Below are 17,393 nucleotides of genomic sequence, written 5' to 3' on the forward strand. Positions count from 1 at the left end.
GGCATTCAATTATATTGAGTGCCTTTTTTATTTATATTGTTTTAATATTTAGTATGTAAAATATAATTAGTATTATTTTATATAATTTCTTGATATAAAATTTAAATACTTGTGTTTTTTGCAACTTTTTGCCACGGGAAAAAGTTGAATAAAAGAAATACATATATAAATAAATAATTTGTTTAAATTAAAATATTTGCAGGGCTTTGCCCCGCACCCCAGTTCTTTTATTGGTATAAAAGAACCAAAAGAACTGCATTTAATAAATCTTATAAATTAAATATGTATATAACTAAAAAACATATTTCTTTTTATTGCTATTTCATTGACTTTTAATTTATTTATATTAGACTAAAATATATTAAAAAATTAAAAGTGATTGATTTATGATTAAAAATATTTTTGCCGTTTTTATTTGTATGTTTTTATTTTCTTGCAATAATGTTAATGCTTTAAATAACAGTTTGTCTTATAAAAATTCTAAATTATATTTTGATTCTAAAAAGGCCTATGATTATGTAAAGGCTCAAACAGATTTAGGTCCTCGCAGTTATGGAAGCGAAGCACATAAAAAGGTGAGAGAGTATTTTAAAAAAGAAATTTCTAATATGGGTTATGAAGTGTTTAGTCATAAATTTGAAGCTCCATATATTAAAGGAAGAGAAGGCGAGAACATATATGCATTTTTAAATGGTAAGACTGATAATTATATTTTAATAGCAAGCCATTATGACAGCAGAAGCGTTGCAGAAAAAGACCCTATGCCAGAAAACAGAAATAAACCAATAGACGGTGCTAATGATGGGGCAAGCAGTTCTGGGGTTTTGCTTGAGCTTATGAATGCTTTGAAAAATTATGAGCTTGATTATAGTATATGTTTTGTATTGTTTGACCTCGAAGATGACGGCAATTTATTTGATGTTGCAGGCACTTCACCTATTGAAACCGATTGGATACAGGGAAGCATTGCTTTTGTAAACGACAATGTAGTAGATAAAAATAAAATTAAGTTCGGTATACTTCTTGATATGGTTGGAAGCAGTGAGGCTTTGTTTAAATACGAAAACTTTGCTTATACTTATTATTCTGATATTTATAAAAATGTATGGTCTAATGCTAAATATTTAGGTTATGAAAAGTTTTTTGTGAATGACTTTTACGGCGGAATAATAGATGACCATACTCCTTTTATATTTAATAATATACCTTTTATAGATGTTATAGATATGAGCTATAAATATCATCATACTCAAAATGACACTATAGATAAAATAGATATTAATACTTTGGAAGCTGTTGGAAAAACTATAGAGTTTACTATAGCAAATATTAGTGAGACAAATTAGTATTTATTAAACTGATATTATTTATAAGATTATGCAATGATTGTTATAATGTATATATTCTAAAAATTATCCTTTCAAAAAAAAGTATTTTAGGTTATAATTAATAGAAAAGGATTATTGTGAGCATTATATTTATTATATTTATTATTATTATATTTGTAATATTTATTTCTATGTTTGGGATACTATTTTTTGTATCGGGTATTAGTAAAATAGTTGATGTTATATCTTCTATAGTATTTAGAAATCATGAAGATTGTCCTTTTTGTAATACTAAAAATTCTATGAGAGTAATAAAGACATATAATGGATATAAGAAGATATGTAATAAGTGCAAATTTTCTGTGGAAGTGAAAGACAAAGAAGATAGTAAATAGAGAGATATGTATATTTGCGAGGGGAGGGAATCGAACCCTCATGCCTAGGGCGCTAGATCCTAAGTCTAGTGCGTCTGCCAGTTCCGCCACCCTCGCTTTTGTATCATTTATTATACATTAAAAATATTTTTTTGCAAGAAGTGTTTTATGACTAAATTTAAATTTTTTACAAACAAAATTAAAACTTTTTTTCAAAAGGAAATTTATTCTATAGATACTGCTAATGTAAAACCTATTTATAGATTCTTAATTAATTTATACAGAGTAATAACATTTGCAATAACAGATTTTTTTAAAGATGATTGTACAATAAGAGCAGCATCATTAACATATCTTGTTACTCTTTCTTTTATACCTGCATTAATAGTTGGGTTGTTTGTACTTAGAATATTTAATATTTATCAAAACATATTTATTTTAATATTTGATTGGATGGAAAAAAATGCTCCTTTCTATGAACCTATGGTAAGGCAGATTTTAAATATCGCTGATAATACAGATTTAGCAAGTTTTGGTATTATAGGTGTTATATCTACTTTAATAAGTGCCAGCTTGATACTTCATAATATTCAAAAATCACTTATAAAGATTTGGCGTGTAAAAATTAGGACTTCTATACCAAGGGTTGCTGTAAACTATATAGCTCTTTTAATATTAATTCCTGTTTCTATTGGTATATCTTTTACTTTAATAACTTATTCTTCTATAGCTTTATATTCCTTGCCTGCTATTTTAAGAATATTAATATCTTGGGTTACTCCTGTTATTGCTATGAGTATGCTTGTATTGTTTTCTTATGTATTGGTACCGCAGACTAAAGTTAATTGGTCTAATGCTTTAATATCTTCTGTGCTTGTGGCTATTGCTATTATTACTTTATTTAGTGTATATTTCAAATTAAATATAAATGTAAAAAATTATAAACAAATATTTGATAGTGATAAGTATAAAACAGAATATATTGTGAGAGAAGTAAACCTGCTAAATAATAAAAATGAGTTAGTAGACATAAGATTAGATAGAATAAGTTATAGAATAATAGAAGATGAAGGCGCTGGAATATCGGCAGTTACTTATGAAAGAGAAATAATTTCAAGTAATAATTTATTTTTTACAAATTTTGCTCCTAACATATATGAGCAGGTGAGAAAATATAATTTCCAATTAGATGACATAGTAACAATTACAAGCGAAAACTCTATTTTAACAAGCATAGAACCTGTAGAATTATCATCAGCAAGTGCTTTTGCTCAGATACCAGTATTACTGCTTTTGCTTTATATTGTATGGATAATTATTTTATTTGGTGCAGAGTTAACATACTCGCTTCAATATTTTAGGTCTTATGGAGTAGATGTAACAAACATAAAATTATCTTTTGCAGAAAAAGAACTTATAGCTTTAGAGTTTATGCATACAATAGCATATAGGTTTATGAATAATAAAAAATGCATGTCTATGTATGATTTGGCAAGAGATTTGAAAGTAGCTCCTTCTGTGTTGAATGATATAGCAGATTCTTTAGAACAAGCTAAATATATAGTAAAAATAGTAGACGGCACAACAACTTCATATACATTAGCATGCCCTCCTGAGCATATAACTATAGGAGATATTTTATATAATTTAAAAATGACTGGCGGATTTAGAAGCAAACATTTTAACCGCAATGATAAATATAAAAATATTATATATCAAAACAAAGCAATAACCCCTAAAGATTATAACATGACACTTTTTAGCTCGGTTATGAATAAAAAGAAATAATTTTTAGGTTATTTTTTGGCGTTTTGCCGCAACCTCACTTCTTTTGCGACTGAAAGAAGTACATCTATATATTCCAAAGAAGCAAAAGAACTGCATTTTTATTATAAATTTTATAATTTAATTGTACATAAAAATGCACTCCCCCGCACGATTAAGAAGTTATAATTAAAGCATAGTATTACCGTGCGGTAAGGTGGTACAGCTCGTACATATTCTAAAAAATATTGTTTTAATATATAATATAACAAATAACATAAACGGACGAACAATTATGAAAAAAATTTTTTATATAGCTATTCTTTTTACTCTTATTTTCTCAAACATATATGCAAAAGATAAAGTATATGTTATAAAAAAATTAGAGTTTCAGGAGGTAAATAGATGGTACGCCTCATATATAAAAAATGGATTAGAAGAGGCTAAAGAAAATAATGCTTCTTTGATAATACTTGAGATTGATACACCGGGCGGACTTTTATCATCTGCATTAGAAATAAAAAACGCATTGATAGAAAGCGATATACCAGTGGTAGCATATATAAACAAAAATGCCTTATCTGCAGGGGCTTTGATATCTTTGAGCTGCTCAGAGATTTATATGTCTGACGGAAGTATTATAGGTGCTGCAACACCAATATATCTTCAAGGCGGAGAGCCAAAGAAGGCAAGTGAAAAAGAAGTCAGTGCTATGCGTGCTGCCATGAGGGCTTCTGCTGAGAACTCTAAAAAAAATGCAAAGGCTGCTGAGGCTATGGTTGATGAAACTATTGTATTAACTAAAAGAGATGACGGCATTGATTTGGACAATAAAACACTCCTTACATTGAGTGCTGATGAGGCTGTAAAAATAAATATTGCAAATAGTAAAGCAAACTCTGTAGAAGAAATCTTAAAAATCAAAAATATTAATGATGATTATGAGATAATAAATTTTGAAGAAGGGCAGTATGATTTTATTTTAAGATTTTTAAGTAATCCTGCAGTATTAAGCATATTAATATCAATTGCTATAGCTGGAATATATTTAGAGATAAAAACACCTGGTTTTGGTGTAGGCGGTGTGGTTGCTATAGTATGTTTCTTTTTGTTTTTTACGGCACAATTTTTTATTGGCGATAGCGGATTTATTTCGCCTGCTGTGTTTGTGCTTGGTATAGTTTTACTTGCTTTAGAGATTTTTGTTATACCAGGTTTTGGAGTTACAGGAATTGCTGGAATAATAGCTATATTTGCAAGCATATTTATGTCTTTTGGTATAGCTAATATATCTCAGGCTGTATTTGTAATTTTTGTTTCACTTATTATAGACATTATACTTATTATATTAATGGCAAGATTTATGACAAAATCTAAAGTGTTTAAAAGTAAAATGTTCTTAGAAACAGACACATCAGGATATCATTCAAGCGAGTCTTATGATGATTTACTTGGACTTGAAGGAATAGCTTATACACCTTTTAGACCGTCAGGAAATATTTTAATTGATGATAAAAAATATGATGCCATTAGTGAAGGCGAGTTTATACAAAAAGATGCCAAATTAAAAGTAATACTTGTCAATGGAAATAAGATAGTAGTAAAAGAGATAAAAGAATAATATACAGGAACTTAATGTATAATAAGCTCCTGTAATTATATTATTAAGCTAAAGTACTGAAAGCTCTTACTGAAGCTATATCTATTCTAAGTTGAAGTATATATCTTTTACCATCTCTTCCCATAGCATAAGTATATCTGCTAGAAAGAGGGGATAAACTTTGAGCCTGTTGATTAACATTAGTAGGTTTTACTTCTACTATATTTGGCTTAGTATTAATTGAAGTAGCACTCATTTGCATAACATTATTAGAAGATATACCGCTTATAGTCATATAATTTCTCCTTAAATTAATTAACTATAATAATTAACGGCAATCTATAAAAAAGTTTAGTATTTTATTTAATTATTTAACAAAAATATATACATTATTTTAATATGGTTTATAATTAAAGTACTGGATAATATATGGAACTTTTTAAAAACATATTTTTTTATTTTCAATTTTTTCAAAGGCATAAAATTCCGCCAGATATGTCAGTATAAAGTAGGCAGTTAGTCTATATAAAAAATAATCATTATAATAATTTTATTTCTAAAAATTAATTAAAGGACATAATATGAAAAAATATATTTTAATATTATTTTTTATAATAATATCTTGCAGTAAAAATAATACAGACAATTCACTAATAGTAAATATAGGTCCGGAACCAAAAACTCTTGATCCAACATATACAGAAACATACGATGGTTCAGCATATATAGCACATACATTTGAAGGATTAACTTCAAGAGATAAAGATGATAAATTAATTCCAGCAGTTGCTGAAAGTTGGGATATTAGCGAAGACTATTTAACATATACATTTCATTTAAGAACAAATGCTAAATGGTCTGATGGAAAAGAAGTTACAGCGAATGACTTTGTATATGCTTGGCAAAGAGCAGTTGACCCAAAAGCAGCAAGCTCTGTAAGCTATCAATTAAACCCAATAAAAAATGCATCAAAAATTATAAAAGGAGAATTACCAGTAACAGAACTTGGAGTAAAAGCTATTGATGATTACACGTTAGAAGTAAACTTAGAAAGTCCTACAACATATTTTTTGGATTTACTTTCTATTACAATATATAGCCCTCTTAGAAAAGATATAATAGATAAATATGGCGATGCTTGGACTCAAAAAGAATATATAGGCAATGGACCTTTTTTTGTTAAAGAACATATAAATAACGATAAAATAGTAATGGAAAAAAATACTAATTATTGGAACAAAGAAACAATAATACCTCAAACAATAACTTTTTCATTATTAGATAATCCAAATACAATAGTTGCATCTATACAAGACGGAACATTATTATTTGGAAGCAATCCCCCATTACAAGATATACCAAAATTAACTGAAGAGGGCTATATTGATTATGTACCTTTGCTTGGAATATATTTTCTCTCTATAAACACAACAAATGAAGTGTTAAAAAATAAGAATGTAAGAAAAGCTCTTTCTCTATCAATAGACAGAAATTATATAGTAGAAAAAGTTACAAAAGGAAATGAAATACCAGCTGCTGCATTAGTACCATATTCTGTATTTGATATAGATGGTTCTTTCAGAGAAAAGGGCGGAAATTATTTTAGCGTAGATGAGAATGATTATCAAAAAAACATAGAAGAAGCTAAAAGACTATTAGCAGAAGCAGGCTACAGCAATGGAAGCAATTTTCCTGTGTTGGAATATAGTGTAGAATCTCAAAGTTCATTAAATATATTTGAAGCTATTCAGCAGATGTGGAAAGAAAACCTTAATATAGATGCAAGGGCTAATCAGCTCGAATGGGGTGTTTTTATGCAAACAACAAGGGGAGATAAAAACTTTGAAATAGCACGCTCTGGTTGGATGGGCGATTATAATGACCCTATGACATTTTTAGATACATTTTTAAGCTATAGCCCTCAAAACACTGGAAGTTATTATAATAAAGAATATGAACAATTAATTCAATCTGCACTCACTAATGGTGATAAGATATCAAGAATGCAAACATTACATGAAGCAGAAGATGTATTAATGGAAGATATGCCTTTTATTCCTTTATATTTTTACAATAGAGTAATACTTGTTAGACCGGAATTAAAAGATGTCATGATAAGTAATGTAATACCTCCAAGATTTTTCTATGCTTATGTAGAGAAATAAATATATTTTTATAATAAAAAACAAGTGGGGATATAATTAAAATTTTAAAACTTAATTACACTCCCCACCCTCAATGCTTTTTATTTCATCTGTTAGTTTTAAATTATTTTTCTTTTTGTTTAACAGTGTTATTTTGTGCCCCACCCAAGCGTTTTTTTAATTTTAAATATTTGCAGGGGCTAGCCCCCGCACCCCCAGTTCTTTTTGTGGCCAAAAGAACCAAAAAGACTACATTTTATAAAGTCTAACTTTTTATGTATATACAAATATAGATATTATTTTATATATAACAAACAGAGTACGAACCATACGAAGTATGCCTCACGAAGTGTACCTACGGCAGACGAGAACCAAAAAGAGCAAGTGATTTGGTTTTATATCTTTGGAATATATTAATATAAAATAATAGCTCTATTATTAAATTATTTCTTATATTATAATGATTTCAATAAATTTATATTAGGAAATTTTTATGTCAGTTGATAATGATTCTGGTAGGGATTCAAAATATTATTTTGATAAGGCAAATATTTTTTCTCTTGAAGGAAAATATAAAGAAGCCATAGTATATTATAATAAATCTATAGAGTTAGACCCTAATAATAGTGCTGCTTATTATAACAGAGGAAGTGTTAAAGCTGATTTAGGTGAATATGAAGAAGCTATTAAAGATTATGATATGGCTATAGAGTTAGACCATAATTATACTTATGCTTATAATAACAGAGGGCTTGCTAAAGATGATTTAGGTGAATATGAAGAAGCTATTAAAGACTATGATAAAGCTATAGAGTTAGAACCTAATTATAGCGATGCTTATAATAACAGAGGACTTGCTAAATATTATTTAGATCAATATGAAGAAGCTATTAAAGATTTTAATAAAGTAATAGAATTAAACCCTAATGATAGTGATGCTTATTATAACAGAGGAAGTGTTAAAGATGTTTTAGGTAAATATGAAGAAGCTATTAAAGACTATGATAAGGCTATAGAGTTAAACCCTAATAATGGAGCTTTTTATAATAACAGAGGAGTATCTAAAGAAAATTTAGGGGAGTACAATGAAGCTTTAAAAGATTATAAAAAGGCTTTGGAATTAGACCCTAACTATGATATTGCTAGAGAAAATATAAAAGAGATTCAAGATAAATATGGCTTGAAATAAAATTAAGAATTTCATAAAAAGTTGATAATACATTTAAAAAATAAATGAATTGACAAAATATAATCCAAAAATCAAATATGTGAACTTACACATTCATAAAATTTTCTAAAAGTCTCTTTTATATCATTATCCCAAGTGTTATGATTAAAAATTACTGAAGCGCATTCTCTATATAGAGTATCTCTTTTTTTTGACAGCTCAATTAATTTATTTTTGTCTTGCACGAGTAATGGACGTTCGGATACATTTATATTTTTTACTATAAGTTCGGCGGGCCTGTCAATAAAAATAACTATGCCTCGCTCTCTCATCAAAGCCCTGTTTTTTTCTTTTAATACGCTTCCGCCGCCGGTAGATATAACAACATTTTTTATATTAGACAACTCCTCAAGTACATCGCTTTCTACTTCTCTAAAATATTCCTCTCCGCTGTCCTCAAATATTTTACTTATAGTTTTTTTCTCTCTACTTTCTATAACCTTATCCATATCAAAAAAAGTGTAATTAATATATTCTGCCAAAAGTTTTGATAAATCACTCTTTCCGCTTCCTGGAAGACCAATAACAAATATAGTGTTTTTTAAATTATTCATCATAAACCCCAAGCACTATAAAATTCTCTACGCTGTTTCTAAACTCTTCAAAAACTTTTTTAGCCTCATTACTTCCAAAATTTCCAACCATATCAATATAAAAATAATACTGCCACTTTCTCTCAACATGCGGGCGGCTTACTATGGATGTTAAATTAAATATCTTTAACTTATCTAAAACATTAGCAAGCGAACCATTCTCATGCGGAAGTAAAAATCTCATAGTCATTTTATTACCAGAGCTTAAAGCATTATCATAGTTGCTCACTATTATAAACCTTGTAGTATTTCCTTTAATGTTTTCAATGTTCTCTTTTAAGATGTTTAAATTATAAAGTTTATAAGCATTTTTATTGGATATAGAAGCTAAAGAATCATCATTGCTGTTTGATACAAAAAAAGCAGCCTCTGCAGTATTTGTAGAGAAAATCTCTTCATAATTATTCTCTTTTATAAAATTAGAACATTGCTTCAATGCCTGATGATGTGATATTACTTTTTTTATATTATTTATATTGGTATTCTTATTTGCCATAAGTGCATATTCTATTGTTAAATAAACTTCACCCACTATTTTGCAATTATAATCGGCAAGTATATCAAGCACCTCATTAACCATTCCTGTGGAAGAGTTTTCAAGCGGTAAAACCCCATAATAGCTCTCAGAGCTCCTTATACTCTCAAGCACATCTTCAAAACTATTTTTCTTTATCAATTTAGCATTATCTCCAAAAAACTTTTTAGCAGCTTCGTATCCATTTCCGCCTTCTCTTCCTTGATATGCTATAACAGAATCGTATTTTATTTTTTTATTACAGTTATTTTCTTTAGTGTTACTATTATCAATCAAATGCTTTTGAATCTGTTTTGATGTGTACATTATATCATTGTAAATGGTAGTGATTAAGTTTGATAATTCTTTGTTTTCAAGAAGATTTATTTTACTTGCTATAACTTCCTTTTCTCTTTTTGGGTCAAATATTGGAGCGTTATTTTTTTTCTTGATCTCCCCAACCCTTACACTAACTTTCATTCTCTCATCTATTAATCTTACAATATCTTTGTCTATCTCATCAATTTTTTTTCTTAAATCTTTTAACTCTTCCATTTTATTTTAACCTTAAAAAATAATAACCTTACTATTAGAAATAATTATACAAAAAGGATAAAAATTGTAAAGTATATACTAAAAATTTTACCTTATAAAATATTTTAATAGACTATATATTATTAAGTAAAATTATATAATAAATTTATTATTAGTTTAACATGTTGTAAATTAAATTTTGTTGAAATAAAAAAGCCTGCCATAAACTAATAAGACAGGCAATATTTTTCTATATGTTTAAATTATTCAATAGCCATTAAATATAAACTATATAAATCCTCAGCAACATTATCGGTAGTATCAGGTATACCATTAATTTCTAAAGCATAAACAACCCAAGATTCATCATTTAATATTTTAAATTGTATAGAAGCTATTTCTCCGTTTATAGTACCATGCATATTGACATAATTCTTACCATCATCAGCAACTATCTGCTCCCATTCAACTTCATCAAATATAGTATCTACCATCTCTCCTACTGTAACATCAGGATAAGCATTAAAAGTACCATGTTTAACCATATATATATATTCATCTTCTGATGAGCATGATATTATAAGAAAAAATATTGAAACTGTAAAAATAAATAATTTTTTCATTTTTATATCTTCCTTTAATTATAATTTTTATATATTAATTATTATTTTTCTTCATGTTTTTTTAAACATTCAAAATCTTTTTTAACTTCATTATCAATAGTAAATACAATGTCATTTCTATTTAAAATATTACACATATTTTTTAAAGCATCAATATATTCATTTACATTACCTTTTTTCACAAACTGTGTTGATAATATTCTTTCTCCTTTATCATTAATTAAAGATACATTATCAAATTTTCTGCTAGAAAGTAATAAATCAAAAATATTATATCCTAATATAAATGGTATACTATATTTTTCTATTTTTACTTCTTTAATTTCAGAAATATTAACCTTTTCTTTTAAAAAATTAAATTTCATATTTTTATTAGAAATAATTTGTTTATTTACTAAATCTATAAAAATCCCCTTAGGATTTAAAACAGTAATTATAATTAAAGCTGCTATCGACAATAGAATGAAAAATCCCCAATTTGCTTCCCCAAAAATAAATTCAATTATAAAAGCTAAAATAATAGGAACTATAAAAGAACCATATTGAAGCCAATTATAGGTTGAATCTAAACCAGATTTAAATCCTTTTATTTTAATATAAAAATTTTTTACATTTAAATTTAAATAATTTTGATTAGTATGATGAAATTGAGAATCATTATATGCATTATTATTTTGCATTCGTTCGTTATTCAGTGTATTAGTATTATTGTTAATAATGATACTATTTCCGCAATTAGTACAAAATTTTGCCCCATCGTTAATTTGTGTTCCGCATTTTTGACAAAACATGATTAGACTCCTTAAAATTTTTATTAATTTTTTATTTTTCAGTTATTTTGTTAAAGTTATATATATCATAAAATATTTATCTAATAATATTCATAAAGCAAATGCTTAGTATTAAAGTACCAATTATTAAAATTAATGATTCGCTATACTCTCATAAATTTGAACAATATCTTTTACAGACTGTTTTACGCTTAAAGACTCACCATCTAATTCAATGTAATACAAACTAAAACTATCATCTCCTGTTATCTTAAATTGCATTAGAACATCATACCATTCTTCCATATTTTCATCATAATACTGACCAACACATTCAACATATCTTTTATTATCTTCTTCAGCTATAAACGATTCCCATTCTATATTATCAAAAACCGTTTCAAGTAAAGTTTCTATATTAATGTTTGGATAAGAATTAAAAGCTCCGCTTTTAACAAGTTCTACATATTCATCGCTGCCGCATGATATTAGAATCATGGATAAAATAAAAATAAATAATTTTTTCATTTTAATTTATCTCCTATTTTACTGATTTTCTAAATATATAGAATATAATTCTTGGCTTAAATTACCGATTGGCATAGGTGTACCCTCAAATTCAACAGCATTAACTACCCATCCGTCTTCGTTTTTATTAATTCTAAATTGTATAAGTATATGAGTACCATATATATATCCTTCTACATTAACATAATCTCTTCCATCTTCAGCAACTATCTGTTCCCATTTAGGATTATCAATAGAACCATTTATCAATTCTTCAACAGTTATTTGAGGTAATTTATTAAATGTAGATTGTTTAACAAATTTAACATATTTACCATCAATAGAACCTGAAAATAAAGCTGCAGAAATAAAGAAAAATACTACAACTGCCGCAAAAGAAACAGCAGCTATTATTTTTTCTTTCTTTTTATCAACAGACTCACACATAGATTTAAACTTTTCTAATTTTGCATTATGATTAGGTTCATTTTCTACAAGCTTCATTCTCTTGCTGAACTCAATATGAAAAAATTTAGGCATTAAATAAAATACAATACACATAAACGGAAGCCATATAATCCAAATATCACCGGCAGGAGCTATCATAACAAGACTTATTATCAATGCTACAATTATGCCTGATATAATAGCAGATTTTTTAGCCCCTAACGAATATAAATATGCAAAAGGAATAAGAAATATACAGCTCAATATGGCTTTTATATCATGTATAGGTAAACTTTTATCTCCAAATCTTAAATCTAATAAGAATTTAAAAATATTAGGTTTGGAATCATAAAATTTAAAAGAATGTGAATACCCCTCTATAAATTTATTTTTTTTCTTGTCTAGACTTCCTGTGATGCCGAAAAATGCCGCAATAAACTGCTCATATTCTTCCAAATATTGAACATCGCTTTTTGCTTGATATGTACTTCTATCATTTTCTTTATTATTTTTTGATTCTTCTTCTTCCCTTTTATTATAATTAGCTTCATTATTTTGAATTTTTAGATCAGTATTGTTAGAAACGATTTCATTCTCTGTACTTTCAGATACTAATACCTTTTCACCGCAATTAGTACAAAATTTTGCACCATCGTTAATTTGTGTTCCGCATTTTTGACAAAACATAATCAAACTCCTTAAAAAATGTTTTTATATAAATTATTTATATCATCATTCTTTATAATCCTCTTCTATTTCAAATATTTCATCTGCAATAAAAGATATTAGTTTGTTATAATAAGATATTGCTTTACTCTCTTCATTATATTTTAGGCAATATACATTTTTTGAAGTCATTATTAGAATACTATTTTCTTCTTTTTTTATTTCTTGAATGCTATTACAATTAATATATGTATTTTTTAAAAATAAGTATTTATCTTTATTAGAATGTATGTTCAAATTATTATTTTCTTTTACTTCTTCAGTTTCATTTATTTGAATTTTATTTTGATTTTTAAATTTTTCTAATTCTTTGTTAATTTTATATTCAAATAATTTTCCGCTTTCTTTTCCTACATTTTTAATATATTCTGAATTGTTCAGATGTTCTATTGTAATCTCTACCCCCATTACACCTATAGAAGAAGAAATTTTATTTATATTTTCTAATAATATTGATTTTATTTCTTTAATATGAGTCAAAATTCCCCATTTTGCTATTATTATTCTTTTTGAAGTTAAAACTATAAGAAGAAAATCGTCTCCAAAAATTGCTGCCCCAGAAATAAAATATATTATGTTTTCATCATCATTAATTATACATGCAAGTTCATTTATATCTTTATCTGATAATGCTGTATCAGGCTGATCTTTTATAGAATCAATTTGATATTTGAGTTCTTTGAAATTATTATTCACGGCAATTTGAGCATTATTTTCATTATTAGTTACTGGTTGATTGTTATCAATTAAATTTCCGCAATTAGCACAAAATTTTACATTATCATCATTTTTTGAACCGCAATTTGGACAAAACATGATTAAACCCCTTAAGTGTTTATTAATTTTTTATTTTTTCAGTTATTTTATTAAAGTTATATATCATAAAATATTGACCTAATAATATTCCTAAACCAAATGTAAATATGGAAGCAATTATAGACCATACTAATACAAATACCCCATCTTGTTTTATATTCACCCCAAATTTTTCGCCGGCATTTTTTATTCTGTTTGAATGTTTATACATCCAATAGAAATAATATATTCCAAATGTTATAATAGAAAATATAAGCACCAATATTACATTAGGGCTATCTTCATCATCATCACATACCAAATTTAAATCTTTTATATATTTGTGCCAGAAAAATATTGAATATATACCGCTTGTTATAAAACTAAAAATTAAATATAGAATGAAACTTCTGCTTTCTTTTATATCTTCAAATTTGCTATTATCATATATTTCTATTGGTTTGTTTACTACATTATAATTTGCATTATTATATTGATTGCTACTATTAAATTGTGTAGCATTATTGGTGTTATATTGATTGGTACTTCTAAATGATTGATTATTATCTTTTTGTCTATTTGTATTTCTATTAGCTAATAAACCTCCTTGAAAATTATTTTTCTTCTCCTCAAATTCAGCATTATCTTTTTCCTCAATTATAACAGCTTCTAATGTACCGGCATCTATTTTATTACCGCAATTAATACAAAATTTAGCATTGTCATCAACTTGTTTTCCGCAATTAGTACAAAACATATTCAAACTCCTAATTTTATATTTTTAATTAAATTTAGTTATTTTCAAAATATTCAAAAGATTCTTCAAGTAATGTAACCATATTTTGATATGCATTATAATCTAATCCAAAATAATTCCTTGAAAAATTATAAGATTCATTAATCTCATCATCTGATAATTCAAATCCTTTTTTTATAAGGTAAGTCATAAATAATTTTCCTTCATCTAATTCTCCACAATCATTAGGCATGCATCCCAAAATACATGCACATACAAAAAATATTTTTAGCTTATTTCTGTCTATTCTTCCATTTAAAATATCTTCTATAACATCATCAGGATCATAACCATTATCACAAATATCTTGATATATCTTCTTTAGTTTTTTATTCATTTGAATAGGTATCATAGGTTCATTGAAAAATATTGTATTATAGAGTTCTGTTGCTAATTCAATGTCTATTTTTGAAGCAGTATCATTATTAGCATAAGTTAAAAGGCATGCTACTTTAAAAAAACTATCCTTATCATTACTATTAATAGCTGAATTAATAGCATCATTAATAAAATCCATAAAGCCAGACATATATATTTCTCCTTAATTTGTTTAATTGAATTTCTATAATGATTATATTTTTCAAAAAATATAATAGTATTAATGTTTTTATGTATATTTTAATTTTATTAGGAAAATAATTATTTGATTTTTTATGCAATACGAAAATAATGTTATGTAAAATTAAATGGTAATATTTTTTAATTGGGTGAAATGTATTTAAAATTATATTACTGTAGACTGTAGACTGTAGACTGTAGACTGTAGACTGTAGACTGTAGACTGTAGACTGTCTATAAACTTAATTAAGTAAATAGATTTCATACAAATTATTTTAACATAAATAATAATTATGTCAATTACATATAAAGTTTTATATAGTAATCTTTTAAAAATAATTAGTATTTATTCAAATAAATTATTTTTCCAAATATGCATAGTGAAATCTATATCTTCCAAGCGGATTAAATATTGCCCCCTTTAACTTTGGGTTAATCATAAATGGGTCCATTCTGTATATTATTGGTATTACAGGAATATAATCAAATATTAAATCTTCTGCTTTATGTAATGCTTTTGTTCTTTCATCAGTGTTCGTTGTGCTTGAAGCGAATTTTAATAAGTCATTAAACTCTTTGCTGCTAAATCCGCTATGATTAACAGCACTTACTTCCGAAAAGAAACTAATCATAGCCAAAGGGTCGCTATAGTCTGCAGTCCAACCGCTCCTTGCTAAATCATAATTTTTATCAACCATTGCCTGAAATGTTTCATTATATTCTTCAGATTTAATTGTAACATCTATTCCTAAATTCTCTTTATACATTTCCTGCATAGCTTCACATATTAAACTAAAATATCCGGGTGTAGTTCTGATTTCAAGTACAGGGAAGTTTTCGCCATTTGTGTAACCTGATAATTCCATGAGTCTTTTAGCTTCTTTTATGTTTTCGCTGTAGCTTCCAAGGTCAAGATAATTGCTTCCATTTGCTCTAAAGTCATTAGCGTTATTATCTTTCATTCCATAAGGCACAAATGCATAAGCTGGAGTTTGATTCATTTTTGTGATGTTTGATATTATATAGTTTCTGTCAAATGCCAATGCTAATGCTTTTCTTATATTTTTATTTGTAAGCACTCCTTTTTGTGAATTAATCTCTAAGAAATATATTCCATAGGCAGGTTCTTGTAATATGTAATTTTCTTTTATAAGAGAAGATATCTCTCCAAGAGGAGCTTCAATTACAGAAAATTGTATATCTCCTCTTTTTATAGCGGCAAGAGAAGTGTTTGAATCACTCATTATAATAACATTAATTTTTTTAGCAATAATGCTGTCTTTATCATAATAATTAGTATTTACTTCCATAACAATTTTTTCATCAGTTTTTCTATCTGTCATTACATAAGCACCGTTTACAATATATGTTTCTGGGTTTCTCGACCAATCATCGCCGTATTTTTCCACAATGTCTTTTCTCACAGGAAAGTACGCACTGCTGACAGATAAATATTCTAAGAAATATGGAGTAGGATTTTCTAATACAATTTCTAAAGTATTGTCATCAATTGTTCGCACTCCTAAAGCATCAACATTAGTTTTACCGCTTATCACTAAACTTCCATTCTTCACAACATTAAGCATATGTGAGTATGATGCTGCTGTTTTAGGGTCTGCTGCCCTCTTTAGAGCATATTCAAAATCTTGAGCTTTTACTTTTTCGCCGTCAGACCATTTAGCATCATCTCTTAAATAAAAAGTATATGTAAGACCATCTTGAGATATATCCCAGCTTTTGGCCATACCAGCTGTAACATTGTCATCTTTATCTTTTTTTGTAAGTCCTTCAAAGAAATGTATCATATATATTGAGCCGAAACTAAGTGAGTTTAACGTAGGGTCTAAAGTTTTAGGTTCTCCGCCAAGAGATATAGATATTTCATTGTTTGATGATGTTTTGTTGTTATTATTGCATGAGATTATTGATAATACTAAAAGAATGATATATATAACTTTTTTCATTTTCTTCTCTCTTTAAAATTATTAGAATGCGTAATTCTATTAATTAATGATTATAAAGTCAATAGTGATTTTTTAATAGTATGTAAAATTTATAGAGTTTTTATAGAAATAGTGTATTATTATTGTAT

At 26.8% G+C, this 17,393-nt stretch carries 17 protein-coding genes and 1 tRNA gene; 6 read left to right on the forward strand and 12 right to left on the reverse strand.

Translation table 11 applies throughout. From position 1 onward, the window contains the following. Positions 1-386: 386 nt before the first annotated feature. On the forward strand, positions 387-1,346 hold the full coding sequence (locus tag R4I97_RS03750) for a M28 family peptidase (RefSeq protein WP_335783756.1): 960 nt from the start codon (positions 387-389) through the stop codon (positions 1,344-1,346). Between the two features lie 119 nt (positions 1,347-1,465). Next, a complete protein-coding gene (locus tag R4I97_RS03755; protein WP_335783757.1) occupies positions 1,466-1,723 on the forward strand; it encodes a hypothetical protein in 258 nt (85 codons plus the stop codon). Positions 1,724-1,738: 15 nt separating this feature from the next. Here R4I97_RS03755 and R4I97_RS03760 read toward each other — a convergent pair. Beyond that, positions 1,739-1,819: transfer RNA gene (locus R4I97_RS03760), tRNA-Leu, on the reverse strand. 51 nt (positions 1,820-1,870) lie between these two features. On the opposite strand from R4I97_RS03760, the gene R4I97_RS03765 reads away from it, so the two are divergent. Together R4I97_RS03765 and R4I97_RS03770 are read left to right on the forward strand one after the other, a co-directional pair. After that, on the forward strand, positions 1,871-3,490 hold the full coding sequence (locus tag R4I97_RS03765) for a YhjD/YihY/BrkB family envelope integrity protein (RefSeq protein WP_335783758.1): 1,620 nt from the start codon (positions 1,871-1,873) through the stop codon (positions 3,488-3,490). A 271-nt stretch (positions 3,491-3,761) separates the two neighbouring features. Then, the gene (locus R4I97_RS03770) at positions 3,762-5,087 is read left to right on the forward strand and encodes an NfeD family protein (protein ID WP_335783759.1); all 1,326 of its coding nucleotides are present in this window, start codon (positions 3,762-3,764) and stop codon (positions 5,085-5,087) included. A 43-nt stretch (positions 5,088-5,130) separates the two neighbouring features. Here R4I97_RS03770 and R4I97_RS03775 read toward each other — a convergent pair whose 3' ends face one another. Further along, the gene (locus R4I97_RS03775) at positions 5,131-5,361 is read right to left on the reverse strand and encodes a hypothetical protein (RefSeq protein ID WP_219709744.1); all 231 of its coding nucleotides are present in this window, start codon (positions 5,359-5,361) and stop codon (positions 5,131-5,133) included. A gap of 286 nt (positions 5,362-5,647) precedes the next feature. Between R4I97_RS03775 and R4I97_RS03780 the strand changes: the two genes are divergently transcribed. Further along, positions 5,648-7,231 (forward strand): peptide ABC transporter substrate-binding protein, encoded by a 1,584-nt coding sequence (locus R4I97_RS03780; protein WP_335783760.1) that lies wholly within the window; start codon positions 5,648-5,650, stop codon positions 7,229-7,231. A 472-nt stretch (positions 7,232-7,703) separates the two neighbouring features. Next, positions 7,704-8,399 (forward strand): tetratricopeptide repeat protein, encoded by a 696-nt coding sequence (locus R4I97_RS03785; RefSeq protein ID WP_335783761.1) that lies wholly within the window; start codon positions 7,704-7,706, stop codon positions 8,397-8,399. A 71-nt stretch (positions 8,400-8,470) separates the two neighbouring features. Here R4I97_RS03785 and R4I97_RS03790 read toward each other — a convergent pair whose 3' ends face one another. The 10 genes from R4I97_RS03790 to R4I97_RS03835 all read right to left on the reverse strand — a co-directional run bounded on the left by R4I97_RS03790 (position 8,471) and on the right by R4I97_RS03835 (position 17,265). Beyond that, positions 8,471-8,992, reverse strand: coding sequence for a shikimate kinase (locus R4I97_RS03790; protein ID WP_335783762.1), 522 nt, complete (start codon positions 8,990-8,992; stop codon positions 8,471-8,473). Next, a complete protein-coding gene (locus R4I97_RS03795; protein ID WP_335783763.1) occupies positions 8,985-10,100 on the reverse strand; it encodes a chorismate mutase in 1,116 nt (371 codons plus the stop codon). Before R4I97_RS03795 ends, R4I97_RS03790 begins: the two co-directional genes overlap by 8 nt. 242 nt (positions 10,101-10,342) lie before the next feature. Beyond that, positions 10,343-10,702: a hypothetical protein gene (locus R4I97_RS03800; protein ID WP_335783764.1), complete on the reverse strand. Its 360-nt coding sequence runs from the start codon at positions 10,700-10,702 to the stop codon at positions 10,343-10,345. Positions 10,703-10,743: 41 nt separating this feature from the next. Further along, on the reverse strand, positions 10,744-11,493 hold the full coding sequence (locus R4I97_RS03805) for a zinc ribbon domain-containing protein (RefSeq protein WP_335783765.1): 750 nt from the start codon (positions 11,491-11,493) through the stop codon (positions 10,744-10,746). Positions 11,494-11,625: 132 nt separating this feature from the next. After that, complete coding sequence (locus R4I97_RS03810) at positions 11,626-12,000, reverse strand: hypothetical protein (RefSeq protein WP_335783766.1); 375 nt, start codon at positions 11,998-12,000, stop codon at positions 11,626-11,628. A gap of 18 nt (positions 12,001-12,018) precedes the next feature. Then, positions 12,019-13,113, reverse strand: a complete 1,095-nt coding sequence (locus tag R4I97_RS03815; RefSeq protein WP_335783767.1) for a zinc ribbon domain-containing protein — start codon at positions 13,111-13,113, stop codon at positions 12,019-12,021. A gap of 45 nt (positions 13,114-13,158) precedes the next feature. Beyond that, positions 13,159-13,968 (reverse strand): PH domain-containing protein, encoded by an 810-nt coding sequence (locus R4I97_RS03820; RefSeq protein ID WP_335783768.1) that lies wholly within the window; start codon positions 13,966-13,968, stop codon positions 13,159-13,161. Between the two features lie 22 nt (positions 13,969-13,990). Next, complete coding sequence (locus R4I97_RS03825) at positions 13,991-14,704, reverse strand: DUF4234 domain-containing protein (protein ID WP_335783769.1); 714 nt, start codon at positions 14,702-14,704, stop codon at positions 13,991-13,993. A gap of 34 nt (positions 14,705-14,738) precedes the next feature. Next, complete coding sequence (locus R4I97_RS03830; protein WP_335783770.1) at positions 14,739-15,272, reverse strand: hypothetical protein; 534 nt, start codon at positions 15,270-15,272, stop codon at positions 14,739-14,741. Positions 15,273-15,660: 388 nt separating this feature from the next. After that, positions 15,661-17,265: a peptide ABC transporter substrate-binding protein gene (locus R4I97_RS03835; protein WP_335783771.1), complete on the reverse strand. Its 1,605-nt coding sequence runs from the start codon at positions 17,263-17,265 to the stop codon at positions 15,661-15,663. Positions 17,266-17,393 lie beyond the last annotated feature (128 nt).

The sequence above is a fragment of the Brachyspira pilosicoli genome (assembly GCF_036997485.1).
GTDB lineage: Bacteria > Spirochaetota > Brachyspiria > Brachyspirales > Brachyspiraceae > Brachyspira > Brachyspira pilosicoli_C.